This window comes from Sphaerochaeta sp., from assembly GCA_022482495.1.
Taxonomy (GTDB): domain Bacteria; phylum Spirochaetota; class Spirochaetia; order Sphaerochaetales; family Sphaerochaetaceae; genus RUG023.
In genome coordinates this window covers 77197-92313 of record JAKVPA010000002.1, presented here as the reverse complement: position 1 = coordinate 92313, position 15117 = coordinate 77197, and the positions used below count along the sequence as shown (strand labels likewise).

13 protein-coding genes are annotated in these 15117 nt (G+C 58.2%); 3 read left to right on the top strand and 10 right to left on the bottom strand.

All coding sequences use genetic code 11. From position 1 onward, the window contains the following. The first annotated feature begins 2 nt into the window (after positions 1-2). Positions 3-1175 carry an aminotransferase class I/II-fold pyridoxal phosphate-dependent enzyme gene (locus LKE28_03070; protein MCH3907242.1) on the top strand — a complete coding sequence of 391 codons (1173 nt, stop codon included), beginning with the start codon at positions 3-5 and terminating at the stop codon, positions 1173-1175. Here LKE28_03070 and LKE28_03065 read toward each other — a convergent pair. Continuing rightward, positions 1172-1843, bottom strand: coding sequence for a DUF1275 domain-containing protein (locus LKE28_03065; protein ID MCH3907241.1), 672 nt, complete (start codon positions 1841-1843; stop codon positions 1172-1174). The genes LKE28_03070 and LKE28_03065 overlap by 4 nt on opposite strands. Further along, positions 1840-2919, bottom strand: coding sequence for a DUF362 domain-containing protein (locus tag LKE28_03060; protein MCH3907240.1), 1080 nt, complete (start codon positions 2917-2919; stop codon positions 1840-1842). Before LKE28_03060 ends, LKE28_03065 begins: the two co-directional genes overlap by 4 nt. Positions 2920-3001: 82 nt before the next feature. On the opposite strand from LKE28_03060, the gene fumC reads away from it, so the two are divergent. Then, complete coding sequence (gene fumC / locus LKE28_03055) at positions 3002-4378, top strand: class II fumarate hydratase (GenBank protein MCH3907239.1); 1377 nt, start codon at positions 3002-3004, stop codon at positions 4376-4378. Position 4379: 1 nt separating this feature from the next. Here fumC and LKE28_03050 read toward each other — a convergent pair whose 3' ends face one another. From LKE28_03050 to LKE28_03030, 5 genes are all read right to left on the bottom strand, one after another. Continuing rightward, entirely contained in the window at positions 4380-4928 is a 549-nt protein-coding gene (locus LKE28_03050) for a LemA family protein (GenBank protein MCH3907238.1), read from the bottom strand. A gap of 59 nt (positions 4929-4987) precedes the next feature. Further along, positions 4988-6088, bottom strand: coding sequence for an ABC transporter ATP-binding protein (locus LKE28_03045; protein MCH3907237.1), 1101 nt, complete (start codon positions 6086-6088; stop codon positions 4988-4990). Between the two features lie 12 nt (positions 6089-6100). Further along, positions 6101-8335 carry an iron ABC transporter permease gene (locus tag LKE28_03040; protein ID MCH3907236.1) on the bottom strand — a complete coding sequence of 745 codons (2235 nt, stop codon included), beginning with the start codon at positions 8333-8335 and terminating at the stop codon, positions 6101-6103. A 63-nt stretch (positions 8336-8398) separates the two neighbouring features. After that, positions 8399-9487 carry an ABC transporter substrate-binding protein gene (locus LKE28_03035; protein MCH3907235.1) on the bottom strand — a complete coding sequence of 363 codons (1089 nt, stop codon included), beginning with the start codon at positions 9485-9487 and terminating at the stop codon, positions 8399-8401. 125 nt (positions 9488-9612) lie between these two features. Further along, the gene (locus LKE28_03030) at positions 9613-10632 is read right to left on the bottom strand and encodes an adenosine kinase (protein MCH3907234.1); all 1020 of its coding nucleotides are present in this window, start codon (positions 10630-10632) and stop codon (positions 9613-9615) included. An 87-nt stretch (positions 10633-10719) separates the two neighbouring features. Here LKE28_03030 and murA point away from each other — a divergent pair, with 87 nt between their 5' ends. Then, positions 10720-12009, top strand: a complete 1290-nt coding sequence (gene murA / locus LKE28_03025; GenBank protein ID MCH3907233.1) for a UDP-N-acetylglucosamine 1-carboxyvinyltransferase — start codon at positions 10720-10722, stop codon at positions 12007-12009. A gap of 409 nt (positions 12010-12418) precedes the next feature. Here murA and LKE28_03020 read toward each other — a convergent pair whose 3' ends face one another. The 3 genes from LKE28_03020 to LKE28_03010 form a co-directional block, all read right to left on the bottom strand. Continuing rightward, the gene (locus LKE28_03020; protein MCH3907232.1) at positions 12419-13525 is read right to left on the bottom strand and encodes a sigma 54-interacting transcriptional regulator; all 1107 of its coding nucleotides are present in this window, start codon (positions 13523-13525) and stop codon (positions 12419-12421) included. Between the two features lie 77 nt (positions 13526-13602). Further along, entirely contained in the window at positions 13603-14328 is a 726-nt protein-coding gene (locus LKE28_03015) for a PrsW family glutamic-type intramembrane protease (protein ID MCH3907231.1), read from the bottom strand. Continuing rightward, positions 14325-15116 carry a 16S rRNA (uracil(1498)-N(3))-methyltransferase gene (locus tag LKE28_03010; GenBank protein ID MCH3907230.1) on the bottom strand — a complete coding sequence of 264 codons (792 nt, stop codon included), beginning with the start codon at positions 15114-15116 and terminating at the stop codon, positions 14325-14327. Before LKE28_03010 ends, LKE28_03015 begins: the two co-directional genes overlap by 4 nt. Between the last annotated feature and the right edge of the window lies 1 nt (position 15117).

Below are 15117 nucleotides of genomic sequence, written 5' to 3'. Positions count from 1 at the left end.
CCATGAACAATCCACAGACGGATATCACCGAGATTCTGTTGCATCAAGGAGAGGACGATCTTCCGTTCGGAGCGGTCAGCCCTCCCATTTTCCAGACATCAATCTTCTGTTTTCCTTCCTATGAGAAGTTCCAGGATGCGTTGGCCGATGAACCAACCCACTATCTGTACAGCAGGGGCAACAACCCGACGGTGAATCTCTGCGAGGAGAAGATCGCCGCGTTGGAGCACGCCGAGCGGGCAAAACTGGTCACCAGCGGCTGCGCGGCAGCCACCTGCGCCATCCTCTCATGCCTGCAGGGAAATGACCATATCATTTGCGTCAAGGACGCCTATGACTGGAACCGTTGGTTCATCAACACCTGGCTGAAACGGTTCGGAGTGACCTGTACGTTCGTCGACGGACGTGACAGCGAGGAATTTGAACGGGCCATCCAGCCCAACACCCGACTGATCTATCTGGAAAGCCCGACGACGTTCACCTTCAAGCTGCAGAACCTGAAGGAAGTGGCGGACATCGCCCATCGGCACCACATCAAGACGGTGATCGACAACACCTGGGCGACCCCGTTCTTCCAGAATCCCATCGACGATGGCATCGATATGGTGGTCCACAGCTGTTCCAAGTACATCGGAGGCAATTCCGACATCGTTTCCGGCGTGATCTGCGGGACGGACCAGGACATCTCCCACCTGTTCAAGACGGAGTTTTCTCCTCTGGGACCAACTCCCGATCCCTTCCAGGCGTGGTTGATCATGCGGAATCTCAGGACGCTGGCCATCCGGATGCCGGTACACTATGAGAACGCGCTGGCGGTCGCGACCTTCCTGGAAGGGCATCCCGCCGTGGAGAGCGTGCTGTATCCGCTGTTGCCTTCCTTCCCCCAGTATGAGCTTGCCAAAACCCAGATGCGGGGTGGCAGCGGTCTGTTCTCATTCCGTCTGAAGACGAAGGATATCCAGCAGGTGAAGCGATTCACCAATCGCCTGAAGTTGTTCAAACGGGCGGTGAGCTGGGGTGGATATGAGTCGCTGGTCTTCCCTGCCGGCGTGAAGTTCCCTGATGACAAGGTGCCTGAGGACCGCATCGGTCTGGTGCGGGTCCACATCGGCATCGAAACGAAAGAACTTCTCATCCAGGACCTTGCCCAGGCGTTGGACGGGATGAATGGTTAATGCTGCTCCGCTTCCGTCTTGGCGAACATCATCAGGAAGCTGACGAACAGCAGAATGCAGGAGATCCAGATGGCCTGCTCGTGGAACAGGTCGGTCATTTTGCCTCCCAGGCCGGCGCCGAGGGCGAACAGCCCGATGATGGCGAAGTACTGACCAGCGGAGGCCAGTTCCGCCTTATCCTTGGTCCGATGATAGGCATACAGCTTGTCCGTGCCGCTACGGAGGTTCCCGATGCACATCGTGGTGGCATAGGCGTTGCCTTTGACCTTCCGGAACGTCTGTACCTGCATGGCGCAGACGAAGGAGACCAGTGCGTTTGCCAGGGCGTTGTACTCCTGGGAAAGGAACCCTACGGAGAACAGGATGACGATCTCTAGGAGCAACACCAGTTGCCGCCAATGGATTCGTTTCATCTCTTGGAAGTGATGGCGCAGGGATTCTGCGATGTAGACGCCCAGAATGAACGAGCAGAGCGGGATGATGTACCGGAGGGCCGTACTCCAGTTCCCTTCGACAATGTTTTGGGAAAACAGCACGATGTTGCCCGTCTGGGCGTTGGCGAACACCTTGTTCCGGGTCAGATAGGTGTAGGCGTCCTGGAATCCTCCGGAGAGGGTCAGGAAGATTGCCGTGGAGAAGGCCTCGGACATCTGCACGCTCTGTTTCATGAGAGGAAATCCACCATCGCCTTTGCCGTCGGAGGACAGCCGGGAAGCGATTTCCCCAATCCCCGGGTACAGGAGCCGACTCCGGTTTTCCCGGAATCGGTGACGCCCCGGTATCCTTGTCCGATGCATACTGCATCGGGAAGATCTTTTCCATCTTCATCCATGCGCTTCAGGGCATGGATCAAATTTCCGTAACAGGCGGAGCAGGCGTCCTTCGGGCAGGTGTGGCGGGCCAGAGGCGCGACGGCCCCGCTGGGTCGGGCGGTGATCTCCGTCTTTGGATGGTTCAGTTCGGTAAGATGGAGGCGGGAAAGATCTGCGGAACCAACCCCATACGCTTCCGCCAGTTTGATGTACGGGATGTCACTGACGGAGAAGCCCAGAAGCGATGCGCCGAAGGCGTCGCACAGCACGCTGTCCCGGGCTGCGAACATCCGTCCGGTCTGCACGGGGTTTCCTCCTTCCTCAAAATCCAGGTCTCCGCAGATGCTGTCCACGATGACCAGGTCGGCATGACGGGCTGCGTTGAGCGCAGCGATCGGCTTCATCAGGCCGAGGGAATGGAACATCCGTTTGCTCCGGTCGGAAAGGCATCCTTTCATGTTCTTCAACGCACAGGTCATCCGCGTCTGGCAGTGGCCTTTCAGCACGGGAAGACTGATCAGGAACGAAGGTTCCATCACCGTTTTGCTGATTTGCATGGTGATGCCCTGGCTTTGCACCGTCTGGTAGGCGTCCTGTTTGACATCCAGCAGTGGAACCTGGTACTTCCTGCTGATCTCCCGGTAGCCGTTGACGTCAAACCCTTCGTCGGTACGCGCGCCGACCCAGGCGCTTTCGGCGATCAAAAGGTTGGAGAATCCATGGGCCTGGAGGTATTCGATCAAAGAGACGACGATCTCGGGATGGGTCGTCGCTCCGCCATCGGCGGTGGCCGGGACAACCAGGTTGGGTTTGAGAATCACCCGCATTCCCTGATCGGGTATCAGCCGTTCCACATGGATGGCTCCAAGCAGCGTGTCGGTCATCTGCTTCGGGTCGTCTCCATAGATCATGGTGATCTCATCTTCCTGCATGGCCCGTAGTATAAAAACAAACGGCGTTCTGGGCAATGACAAGAATCCGGAGCAATGGTACAGTCAGAGGGCGGAGGATGCCATGGAATACCGGATCGAACATGACTCGATGGGTGAGGTGAAGGTTCCCAAAGACGTGTACTGGGGAGCCCAGACGGAGCGGAGCAAGGAAAACTTTCCCATTGGCGTGGGGCATGAGACGATGCCTGGGGAGATCATCAGGGCGTTCGCTTTCCTGAAGAAGGCCGCCGCCCAGGCAAACCGCCAATTGGTACCCCAGCGGATGACGGAAGAGAAGATCAGCGTCATCAGCGCGGTCTGCGACGAAATCCTCCAGGGAAAACTGGATGACCAGTTCCCGCTTGTCGTCTGGCAGACGGGCAGCGGAACCCAGTCCAACATGAACGTCAACGAGGTGATCGCCAATCGGGGCAATGCGATCGTCGGGTCGAAGCTCCTCCATCCCAACGATGACGTCAACATGAGCCAATCCTCCAACGATACGTTCCCCACGGCGATGCACATCAGCGCCGTTCTTGCCATCCAGGACAATCTGTTGCCCGCTCTCCATGCGTTGGTGGCGACGATGCGGCGTCTGGAACAGGAAAACCAAGATGTGGTGAAAAGCGGGCGGACCCATCTGCAGGACGCAACCCCCATCACGTTCGCCCAGGAGATCAGCGGGTGGCGCGCTTCGTTGGAACAGGATGCGAAGATGCTTGCAGCATTGCTGCCATCCCTCTCCCAGCTGGCGCTGGGGGGCACGGCGGTGGGCACCGGACTGAACGCCCCCAAAGGGTTTGACGTGCTGGTCGCCCAGCAGGTCAGCGCTTTGACGGGCAAGCGGTTTGTCACCGCTGCCAACAAATTCCACGCGCTGACCAGCAAGGATGAGTTGGTCTCGGCCCATGGGGTGGTCAAGGCGCTTGCCTGTGACCTGATGAAGATCGCCAACGACGTGCGCTGGCTTGCCAGCGGACCGCGCAACGGACTGGGGGAGATCCATATTCCGGAGAACGAACCGGGCTCGTCCATCATGCCGGGGAAGGTCAATCCCACCCAGTGCGAGGCGGTCACCATGGTCTCCGTGCAGGTGATGGGCAATGACGCCGCCATCTCGTTCGCGGCAAGCCAAGGGAACTTCGAGCTGAACGTATTCATGCCGGTGCTGGCGTACAACTTCCTGCAGTCCGTCCGTCTCCTGTCCGATGTGATCCGCTCGTTTGATGCACGGTGCGTCAGCGGCATCACGGCGGACAGGCAGAAGATGCACGACAACCTGTACGGCTCATTGATGCTGGTCACCGCGCTGAATCCGTACATCGGATACGAGAACGCCGCCAAGACGGCACAGCTTGCCTATCGGGAGCATATCAGTCTGAAAGAGGCGTGCGTCCGATTGGGGTTCCTGACGGCGGATGCCTTCGACCGGGTGTTCAGGCCGGAGGCGATGGTCTGATTCAGAACGACACTTTGACGTTCTGTTTCGCTTCTTCCTCGATGGAAAGATATGGGAACTTGGTGAAATGAGCCATCGAAGCGATGATATTGGAAGGGAATACCTCGATCATCGTGTTCAGGTGCTTGATCACCGCGTTGTAGTACTTGCGCGCTTCCAGCAGGTCCCCCTCGATCTTCTGCAGTTGCTTCTGCAGATCCATGAAGTTGGCGTTGGCTTTCAGTTCGGGATACGCTTCGGCGACGGCGAAGAGACTCTTCAGGGTTGAGGAGAACTGCTGGTTGGCCTGGTCTTTCTCCTCCATGGTCTTGGCGCCCATCGCCGCGTTGCGTGCCGCGATGACGGCGGAGAAGGTTTCCTTCTCATGGGTGGCGTATCCTTTGACCGTCTCCACCAGATTGGGAACCAGGTCGTACCGTTGCTTCAGATGGGCGTCGATGGCTGCGGCAGCCTCTTCACTCTGGTTTCGGTAACGGATCAGCTTGTTGTATATACTTACACCGTACAGCAGAAGCAGTACGACGATGACGATGATGATGGTAAGAACCATATGGCCTCCTTGGATACCTGTATGATGGCATGTTTCTTTCGGTTTGGCAAACCATGCGCCTACTGGGGATCTGCGTTGAGCAGACGCACCCGGTCAGGACTGAAATCGATGGAACAGGCTTCCCCTTCCTGGTAGATCCGTTTGGAGTGGGGGTCGTCCACCTGGACCAGCACTTCGCCGAAGTCGGTGTGGAGGTAGCACTCCAGCGTGTTGCCCAAGTAGACATTCATCTTCACCGTCGCCTCGATGTTCCCTGTGTGGGGGTCGGTCAACCGGAGGGATTCCGGACGGGCCATCAACACCGCTTCGTCTCCCACCTTGACGTTCTCTCCGGCGCTGATGACCGTCACCTGTTTGCCGCCAAGGCGTACCGACCATGCCTGGCCGTCATGGCCCAGGACGGTGACGGGGAAGAAGGTCACTTTGCCGACGAAACCGGCGATGAACCGGTTGAGGGGTTTCTCGTAGATTTCCGATGGCGTGCCGATCTGCCGGATGACGCCGGCTTTCATCACGACGACCCGGTCGGAAAGGCTCATCGCCTCAATCCGGTCATGGGTGACATAGATGGCGGTGATGCCCAGTTGTTTCTGGATCCTGCGGATCTCCACCCGCATCTGCTCACGGAGCAGCGCGTCCAGGTTGGACAGCGGTTCGTCCAGCAGCAGGACGGATGGGGTGACGATCAACGAGCGGGCAAGGGCGACCCGTTGCTGCTGTCCACCGGACAGCTTGGAAGGCGCTCTGCTTCCGTATCCCCCGAGTCCTACCATCTCCAGCATTTCTTCAACCCGGCTCTTGATCTCCTCTTCCGGAGTCTTGCGCAGTTTCAGGCCGTAGGCGACGTTGTCGAAGACCGTCATGTGGGGGAACAGGCCGTAGCTCTGGAACATCGTCGCCGTGTCCCGTTTGTTGGGAGGCAGCATGGTGACATCCTGGTCGCCGATGAAGATCTTTCCTTCGGTGGGGAGCTCAAACCCTCCGATCATCCGGAGCGTGGTGGTTTTCCCACAGCCGGACGGCCCGAGCAGAGTGACCAGTTCTCCCGGCTGGATGACGATGTTGGCATCCTTGACGGCAACCACTTCGCTGCCGCCTTTCAGGTCTTTGAATCGCTTGGTGACGTGTTCCAGGGTGACCGATACGCGTTTCTTTTCCATACGTTGCTTCCTTTACCGTGCGGAGATGGTCTTCTGGGTGAGTTGGTCATCCTTGACCAGCTTCTGCATCAACGCCCATACACCCAGGACGATGAAGATCAGAATGGTGGACAGCACGCTGGCCAGACCAAACCTGAGATTCTCCGAGAAATTGAAGATCAGGACGGTCAGATGGTTCCATCGCGCGCTGATCAAGAAGATGATGGCCGAAACGGCCGTCATCGAACGAACGAAGGTGTAGGACATGCTGGAGAGGAACGCCGGACGTACCAGAGGCAGCACAATGGTGCGGAACACCGTCGTGGTGTCCGCGCCAAGGTCCGCGGCGCTCTCTTCAATGGCCGGGTCGATCTGATGGAGGGCGGTGATGCCGTTCTCCACACCGACGGGCAGTTCCCGGATGATGTAGTTGATCACAATGATGGCGCCCGTTCCCACCAGGAGGATCGGGGGTTTGTTGAACGCCAGGATGTACGAGATGCCGATCAACGTGCCGGGAATGGCGTACGGCGTCATGATCAAGCCTTCCAGGAACCGTTTGCCGGGAAACTTCTTACGGACGATCAGCATGGCGCTCATCATGGCAAGAATGCCGGCGATCGGCGTGGCGATGGCTGCCAGCGTCAGCGTATCCCGGATGCTGGTCCAGCCGCGCTGGATCGCTTCCGGCCAGTTGGCCAGCGTGAAGCTGTAGTCGATGCCCCAGTTCTTCACAAAGCATCCGGCGACGATGGTCAGATACAAGGCGACGATGAACGCCAAAAACACCCAGGCGATGATGGCAAGTGTCGTTCGGGTCGGCTTGTTGGTCAGTTCGGTCAGATTGGTCGAGGGTTTGCCGGTGACGGTGACGTAGCTCTTCTTGGCAACCCAGGCCCGCTGGACCAGGAAGGCCGTCAGGGTGGGGAGCAGCAGCAGGAACGACAGCGCCGCGCCGCCTCCCAGGTCGGAGGTGCTTCCCGTGACCATGGTGTACGCTTCGGTGGAGAGGACCCGGTAGTCACCGGAGAGGAGCAGCGGGTTGGCGAAGTCAGCCAGGCTGTTGGTGAACACCAGAAGCCACGCCGATACGATTCCCGGTCCGGAGAGGGGGAGCGTGACGTACCGGAACGTCTGCCAACGGGTGGCGGAGAGATCCAAGGATGCGTCCTCCACCGTACTGTCGATCTGCCTGAGCACTCCGCTGATCGTCATGAACGCGATGGGGAACATGCCGATGACCTCCACGATGGTCAGACCCTTCAGACCATAGATGGAGGAGTTCAGGTGGAGCAGCTGTTTGCTGATCAACCCATTGTTGCCGAACAGCAGAATGATGGACAGCGAAAGAGAGAACGGAGGGGAGATGACCGGCATGGTGGCCAGGGTGGTCATCAGCTTCTTGTGCTTGATGCCGGTCCGTTCCACCAGGAAGGCGAACAGGTAGCCGACCAGCACGCTGAACGTGGCGGTCAGCACGCCCAGGCGGAGTGAGCCCCACAGCGCGACAAGGTAGTTCGGACTGAGGCATTTCTTCCAGGTCGCCAGACTGAAATGGCCATCCTTGACGAACGAAAGGCGTATCGCTTCCAGAAGCGGGTAGGCGATGAACACCAGCACGATGGCGAACAGTCCCAGCACCAAAAACCCGGTCAATGGGTCACGAGTGAAAAGCAGGACGAACATGATGGCGAAGAACAGCAGGAAGACGGTGGTGAACAACGTCTTCAGCAGATTCTCATACTCCACGGCAGAGGCGGTGGGGACGACCATCAAAATGGCGCCGGCGGCTTGGTATCCGGTGCTGTCCGTCACCGGGACGGCGAACAGCTGGGCTTCTTCCTTGGTCTTGTTGTCGTTGTCCGGATCCAGCGTGTAATCGACGATGAACGGTCGGGAGAAACGCATCGGCTCCAGGTAATAAGCGCTTTCGAACGCCTTTTGGAATTCTTTCTGCGTCTGATTCTTGGTGTACAGCGCCACGACGAGCGGGGAACCTGAGATGGGATCGAACGCGCCGGTCTCCTCGTTGAACTGGAAATAATACGCCCGGGAGCCGTTGATCACGTCCCCCACACCGGACAGCCAGGATTCCACCTGCGCGGGATCATCTGGAGCCGTTTGGGCGAACAACTCGACCTCATTGAAATTCCGTTTGTCGATGTACGAGCGGAAACTGCTGGTCAGGTTGTGGTACATCCAAAGGTCCACAGCAAGGAATACACCTACGGCGAGAAGAAACTGGATGATACGTTTTTTGGTAAACATTCCACCTATCCAATGCATCCCTACAGGTTTCCCTATAGGGATGCGTGTTGTGATACGATCACGTCAGCGCTTGCTGCCGATCTCATTGTTCCAACGATCCAGCAAACGGGTCTTGTTGACGGCGTCTCCATCCCATGCCATGTCTTCGTTGACGACCTTGATGTCGTTGATGGACAGTGCATCGGGGTGCTTCAACGCGCCATCAGCCACCAGGACGACGTACCATTCGGTGAACGTCTTCTGGGCGACCGGGCTGGAAAGGATCCAGTCATACAGTTTCTTGGCGTTGACGGAGTCCTTGCCGCCTTTGACCAGCGACATGGATGCCAGCTCATATCCAGTACCTTCGCTGGGGGCGGTGATGACGATGTTGGCGCCGGCCGCTTTCAGCTTGACCTGGTCATGGGCGTACCCGATGGCGATGGGGATCTCTCCGGTGGCGACGCTCTTGCCAGGAGCGGATCCGCTCTTGGTGTACTGGTCGATGTTCTTGTCCAGTTCCTTCATGTAGGCGATCATCTTGTCTTCCGTGCCGTACACGTCAAGAATGGTGGTCAGCACGTTGTAGGCGGTGCCGCTGGAATTGGGGTTGGCCATCCGGATGTAGCCTTTGTACTGGGGCTTGAGCAGGTCGGCCCAGGACTTGGGGACGTCAAGGCCGAGTTCCTTGGCGCGATCCAGGTTGGTGACGAACGTAAGCGGTCCGACGTACAGGCCGATGTAGTAATGCTCCGGGTCCTTGAAGGTGTCCGGGGTTTTGCTGGCATACCGGCTGACGTACGGGGTGGTGAGCCCTTTGCTCTTGGCGGTGATGTGGTCAAGGCCGACGCCGCCGACCCAGATGGATGCCTGCGGATTCTCTTTCTCTGCTTCCAGACGGGCGACGCATTCTCCACCGGCAAGACGGACGAAGTTCACGTGGATGCCGGTCTCCGCTTCAAATTCTTGGAACAGCTTGGCGGCCAACGGTTCCTCCAGAGTGGTGTACGCGTTGACTGATCCACCGGTGGTCGTCGCCTGGGCGGGTGCCGCTACGGCAGGCGCCGGTGCGGGAGTTTCCTGCTGGGTGGGGGCAGGTGTTTCCTGTTTGCCTTGGGCGAACAGGGGCACGCACAGGGCGATCATCATCAAAACAACCAATGTTTTTTTCATCGAAATCTCCTTTTGGTTTGCTACGCTACCTTCATGCTACGACCGAACATGGGTGAACGCAAGGAAAAAGCCTTGGAAGCTAGGGAGATATCAAGAAAATACCATGGCTTGGAACGGTTTTGTTGTCAGCGGTTCTTCCAACCGCCGCTTTCCAGTTCCTCCCGCAGGGAACGTGCTTTTTCCGCGGAGAACTGGGCGCCGTACTGGCCGATGATCTCCCCTGCAAGGATCGAGGCGATCATCCCGGACTCCTCCACGCTGTGGTGGGTGCACAGTCCATAGATGTAACCGGCGGCGTAGGTGTCCCCGGCCCCTGTTGTATCCACCACCGGGGCGGACGTTTTTGCCGGAATATGGAATATCTGGCCTTCATGGCAGACGAACGAACCTTTCTTGCCGTTCTTCACGATGGCCGTCCGGCACAGTTTTCCCATGGACCGGCAGCATTCGTAGGGATCGTAGTTGTCGAACAGGATCCGCGCTTCCTCGCTGTTGGCGAAGACGATGTCGCACCAGTGGGTGATCAGATCGAGGAACTGCTCCCGGTAGCGGCCGACGGCAAACGGGTCCGCGATGTCGAACGTCACCGTCGTCTTGCTTTCTTTCGCCAGGGAGAGGGCGCGCATGATGGCGTCCTGCTGGCTCTGCGTATCCCACATGTAGCCGGTGAAATGGAAGAAGTCGGCGTCCTTCACCGTTTCCGGGATGATGTCCGTTCGGGCGTAAAGCCGGTTGGCGCCAAGGAACGTGTTCATGCTCCGTTCGGAATCCGGGGTGACGAGAATCACCGTGGAACCGGTCGGCTGCCGGTCCGTCCGGGCCAGTTCGTTGCCCAGTCCCAGCGCATCCAGACGGTCGCTGTAGATCTTCCCGTTCTCATCCGTCCCCACCTTGCCGGCCAACGTGGCATGCACGCCCAAGGACGCCAGCGTGATGATGGTGTTGGGGCAGGAACCGCCGCAGGAATAGGCGGGATGTTTGGTCTTTGCGAAGGAAAGCAGTTCGGTGTGGCGCGCCTGGTCCACCAGCGTCATCGTTCCCTTGTGGATCCCCAGGTCGGTGAGGTCCTGTTCATCGACACTGACAATGATGTCGATCAACGGGTTGCCGATGCCGTAAACTCTGGGCGCGTCTTGGTGTTTCACACGGCAATGATAGTCCCTTTTGCCAATGGGGGCAAGAATCATCTTGCAGGAGAGGGAACACCACAGTACAGTGGGGGTGGAGGGAACATGGGCTCCTATACCATCTTCGGCGGCAAGCCGGCATGCGGAGAAGTGACGATCAGCGGCAACAAGAATGCCGCGTTGGCATGCCTCGCCGCGACGTTGCTGACTGATCAGCAGGTGATCCTGCACAACGTCCCCCAGATCGAGGATGTGCAGGTGATGCTCCGCATCCTTTCGCAGATCGGTTCTTCCGTGGTGAAGACCGACCCCCATACCGTCGTGATCACAAGCGGAAACCGTGAAGGTCGTCTGCAACCGGATCTGGTTGACGCCGTACGCGGTTCCATCCTGTTCGCCGGGCCCCTGCTCGCCACCAACGGAAGCGTCCTGCTTCCCCCTCCCGGAGGGGACGTCATCGGACTGCGCCGGCTGGACACCCATTTCCTGGGATTCACCGCGTTGGGCTCCGACTGTTCCGTCCTGGAGGATGGGACGCTTTCCCTGCGGCTGAAAGGAGACCGGCTGGTCGGCTCCGATGTCTTTCTGGACGAAACCTCCGTCACGGCGACGGAGAACATCATCATGGCCGCTTCCCTGGCACAGGGAACGACGGTGATCCGCAACGCGGCAAGCGAGCCGCATGTGGAGGACCTCTGCTCCATGCTTCAATTGATGGGCTGCCCCATCCAGGGGATCGGCAGCAACGTGCTGAGGATCGATGGGCAGAAACAGCTGTCCGGGTGTGAGTTCACCCTGGGGTTCGACTACATGGAAGCCGGTTCGTTCATCGGGCTTGCCGGTGCGAGTGGTGGGGAGATCCTGCTGAAGCGGGTAAACCCCGCAGAGCTCAGGATGATCCGGCTGGGGTTCCAGCGGATCGGCATTGACTTCACCGTCGACGGGCCTTCCTCCATTCTGGTTCCCCAGGCGCAGAAGCGGATACTCCGCAAGGAGGTCGGCGGTCATACGGCGAAGATTGATGACGCGCCGTGGCCTGGGTTCCCCGCCGATCTTCTATCCATCATCACCGTCTGCGCCACCCAGATGACCGGCATGATTTTGGTCCATGAGAAGATGTTCGAGTCCCGGATGTACTTCGTCGATTGGTTGATCCGCATGGGAGCGGACATCATCCTCTGCGATCCCCATCGCGCCGTGGTCTCCGGACCTTCCCAGCTGCACGGCGCCAACGTGAGCAGCCCTGATGTCCGGGCCGGCATGGCGCTGGTCATCGCCGGCGTGTGCGCCGAGGGAACGACCCGTATCGACAACATCTATCAGATTGAACGAGGTTACGAAAACCTCCAACAGAAACTCTTCGCGTTGGGGCTGGACATCGAGGTGACCCGGTAAATCCCTACCGATACATGAGTTCCCCAGTGCGTATCCACCAGGAATTCCGCATGTTGTCCACAAGTTATCCACCGGTCATATACCGGCTTGGAGAAGCATGTGAGATGTGCGAAGTGCCAGGGGCTGAAACATTTTCCCCAACACTTTTTTAATATTTGTTATCTCTATATAATAGAAATAATTACAATCCACTTAACGTTTGTTTTTTACCGTAATTTTTATATAAGATTTAATTGGGTTTGTGATTAAAATAACACAAATTCCCTTGATGGAAGAAGTGAGTTGTCCACCGGTTATCCACCGGCTGGAATCACACCGGTGGAGAGGTTAATTTGTGCTGTGTTTTCTGTTTACCCTCCACTTCTTGCGTCCTGTCAAAAGTTTTCCTTCCGCTTCCTCCTTCTTCCACCTACCAAGGAAACGGAAGCAGGGGCTGTTCGTCAGCTTCCAGAATCTCTGGTTCAATCGAAATCGCCTGTTTCCCGACGCTTCGCGCGATGGCTTGTTTCAGTACGGAGAACAGTTCCCGGACATTTCCCTGCCAGTACAGGGATTCCAGGCGCCCAAGGCTTTCCTCCGTGACGGGTCTTGGTTCCCCCAGGTTTTGGAGAAAGTGGGAGACAAGGAGCGGGATGTCCTCCTTGTGACTTCGCAGCGGCGGCATTTTCACCGGATAGCCGCACAGGCGGTAGAACAAGTCGGAACGGAGCCTGCCGGTCATCCGCAGGGTGGAAAGCGGGACGTTGGATGCGGTCAGCAGATGGAATCGTGCGTGTCGGGTCACCGATTCCCCGACCCGCTGGTATGTTCCGTGTTCCAGGAGTCGGAGAAGCAGGGATTGGGTGGTTGGGCAAAGATCTTCCAGTTCATCCAGGAACAACGTGGAGCCATTGGCCATTTCCACCAAACCCATGGTGTCCTCCTTGGCGTCGGTGAAGGCGCCTTTGCGGGTTCCAAACAGTTTGCACCGGGCCAACGTGTCGGAGAGGTCGGAGCAATTGGCGATCACCATGTCCGGGCCGTCCGGATGGAGCGTCTGGTGGATCAGATGGGCGGCGATTTCCTTGCCGGTGCCGGTTTCCCCGTACAGGTGGACGGGAAGATTGGACCGCGCGGCGATGGCGATCTCCTGTCTGACCTTCTCCATCACAGGACTCTTTCCGACCAACACATGGAGGGGGGATTTGGAGCGCGGAGGACCAAGAAGCTCTGTGATGGTCTCCGGGGTGTTGAGCGTTTTCCACGGAATGTACCGGAGTGTTTCGTCTTCCCTGGCCATTTCGGGAAGCGAGGTGGTCACCACAACGGACGAAGCGGGGCAACGGGATCGGAGCGAGGCGATGCCTTTGGACCCCAGCGGCGTGTCGAGGATGACCAGAGGTGAGCCCCGTTCCGAGGTGAAGATCCGAAAGAGTTCTTCCGCCTGGGTCGCTCCGTACACCGGATGCGAGGTCACCAATGCCTTCAGCGCTGCGGTGTGGTGCCAGTTGCCGGATAACACGGCGATGAAATCCATGATTGTCCCCCCTTGTCCTCCCGGTAGCATGGGGACAAGGAAAAGACAAAACGAACGATACTATCGTGTAAAAGATTTCAGGATATCCTGCGGTCTTCCGCCGATTCCCGTTTGATCATCCGGTAGACGGTGAAGAACAGAACGGCGACGAACAGCAGGTAGACCACCGTCGCCTTGGGGCTCTCCATCATCGCCGTGGAGTCGTAGATGCCGTGAAGCAGTACGGCGGACAGGTAGGCGGCGATCAGATTGGCCCGCTTCTTCCCCTGTTGCCCGTTGCTTTCCGCCACCTTGGCTTTTCCGTAGAAGTATCCCATGAACACGGCGAATCCCATGTGGCCGGGGACGGCAAGGAACGCCCGGGGAAGGGCGACGCCCAGGCCGTAGCCGAACACGTACTTGACGTTCTCGAACATGGCGAACCCCATGGAGACGAATACGGCGTAGACGATGGCGTCAAACGTGTAGTTGAAGTCAGGGATGTTCCACGTCCTCCGTTTCAGGAAGAAGAATTTGGTGCCTTCCTCCACCACGGCGACGACCAGGAACGCCAGCACCAAGACGTAGGCGGGGCTGTTTTTGGACAAGGAGAGGTCGAGGGCCAGTTCCCCGATGCTTTCAAGGACGATGGAGCACAGGGCGGCCCAGACTCCCTGCAGGAGCAGGGAACCCAACAGGCGTGGATCTTCCTTCTCGATGGTGTCTTTGGAGTAGATGTAGCGGAGAATAAAGTAACCAGGGAGCAACGCGGCCAGCAGGTAGATCAGAATGACGATACGGGCCGCTTGGGTGAGGATGATCATACGGTACCTCCAGAGGTGGTGATGTGCTCCGTCAGGATGACCTGACAGGCGGCGATGGCATAGATGGCGGCGGTTTCCGCCCGGAGAATATTGGTTTTCAAGAGAACAGGATGGAAACCGGAGTGGGAAAGGAGATCACACTCCTCTTCACTCAGGCCTCCCTCGCTGCCTATGATCAGGGATATCTCTTCATCCGCTTTCGCGGTGGAAAGGAGGTGGGGAAGCGTTTCCTGGTCCCGTTGACTCTGATGGAAGTACAGTTTGACCCCGGTCGCGTGCGTGGCGACCTCTTCGATGGTCAGGATGTCCGGAGAAAGCTGGGTGGGGACGGGGGATCCGCTTTGCTGGATCGCTTCCTTGATGATGGCCTCCAGGCGCAGGTTCCGGGCTTGGATCGCCTTGCCACCCTTGTCGGAGAGATCCACCGTACAGAAACGGCTCTGGACGAAGGTTATCTTGGTGACGCCGGCTTCCGCCGCCATGCGGAGGATCGTCTCGTCCTTTTTCCCTTTGCACAGGCATTGGTACAGGTGGATGGGGGGAAATGGCCCCCGGAAGGAAGGAAGCGTGTCGCTGGTGGCCTGGGGCGTACCGTCCTCAGCTCGCTTGCATGCAAGCTGGGAGCCGGGAAGCAGGGTGAGGTCCCACACCTGGCCGGATCGGTCAATGCCGGAGAATTGATGGCCCACTGGGAAGCGAAGCACCCGTTCCAGGTACTTCGCTTCTTTTTCCGAAAGTTTCAGCAGGGCCTCTCCCCGGAACGACGGGGGAAGAAGGTACTGGCGCATG

What these genes read in the sequence shown, in the direction of transcription:
- LKE28_03070 (MCH3907242.1), top strand. Translation starts at nt 3, where the DNA reads ATGAACAATCCACAGACGGATATCACCGAGATTCTGTTGCATCAAGGA.
- LKE28_03060 (MCH3907240.1), bottom strand. Translation starts at nt 2,919, where the DNA reads ATGCAGGAAGATGAGATCACCATGATCTATGGAGACGACCCGAAGCAG.
- fumC (MCH3907239.1), top strand. Translation starts at nt 3,002, where the DNA reads ATGGAATACCGGATCGAACATGACTCGATGGGTGAGGTGAAGGTTCCC.
- LKE28_03035 (MCH3907235.1), bottom strand. Translation starts at nt 9,487, where the DNA reads ATGAAAAAAACATTGGTTGTTTTGATGATGATCGCCCTGTGCGTGCCC.
- LKE28_03065 (MCH3907241.1), bottom strand. Translation starts at nt 1,843, where the DNA reads ATGAAACAGAGCGTGCAGATGTCCGAGGCCTTCTCCACGGCAATCTTC.
- LKE28_03010 (MCH3907230.1), bottom strand. Translation starts at nt 15,116, where the DNA reads ATGCGCCAGTACCTTCTTCCCCCGTCGTTCCGGGGAGAGGCCCTGCTG.
- LKE28_03015 (MCH3907231.1), bottom strand. Translation starts at nt 14,328, where the DNA reads ATGATCATCCTCACCCAAGCGGCCCGTATCGTCATTCTGATCTACCTG.
- LKE28_03020 (MCH3907232.1), bottom strand. Translation starts at nt 13,525, where the DNA reads ATGGATTTCATCGCCGTGTTATCCGGCAACTGGCACCACACCGCAGCG.
- LKE28_03050 (MCH3907238.1), bottom strand. Translation starts at nt 4,928, where the DNA reads ATGGTTCTTACCATCATCATCGTCATCGTCGTACTGCTTCTGCTGTAC.
- murA (MCH3907233.1), top strand. Translation starts at nt 10,720, where the DNA reads ATGGGCTCCTATACCATCTTCGGCGGCAAGCCGGCATGCGGAGAAGTG.
- LKE28_03045 (MCH3907237.1), bottom strand. Translation starts at nt 6,088, where the DNA reads ATGGAAAAGAAACGCGTATCGGTCACCCTGGAACACGTCACCAAGCGA.
- LKE28_03040 (MCH3907236.1), bottom strand. Translation starts at nt 8,335, where the DNA reads ATGTTTACCAAAAAACGTATCATCCAGTTTCTTCTCGCCGTAGGTGTA.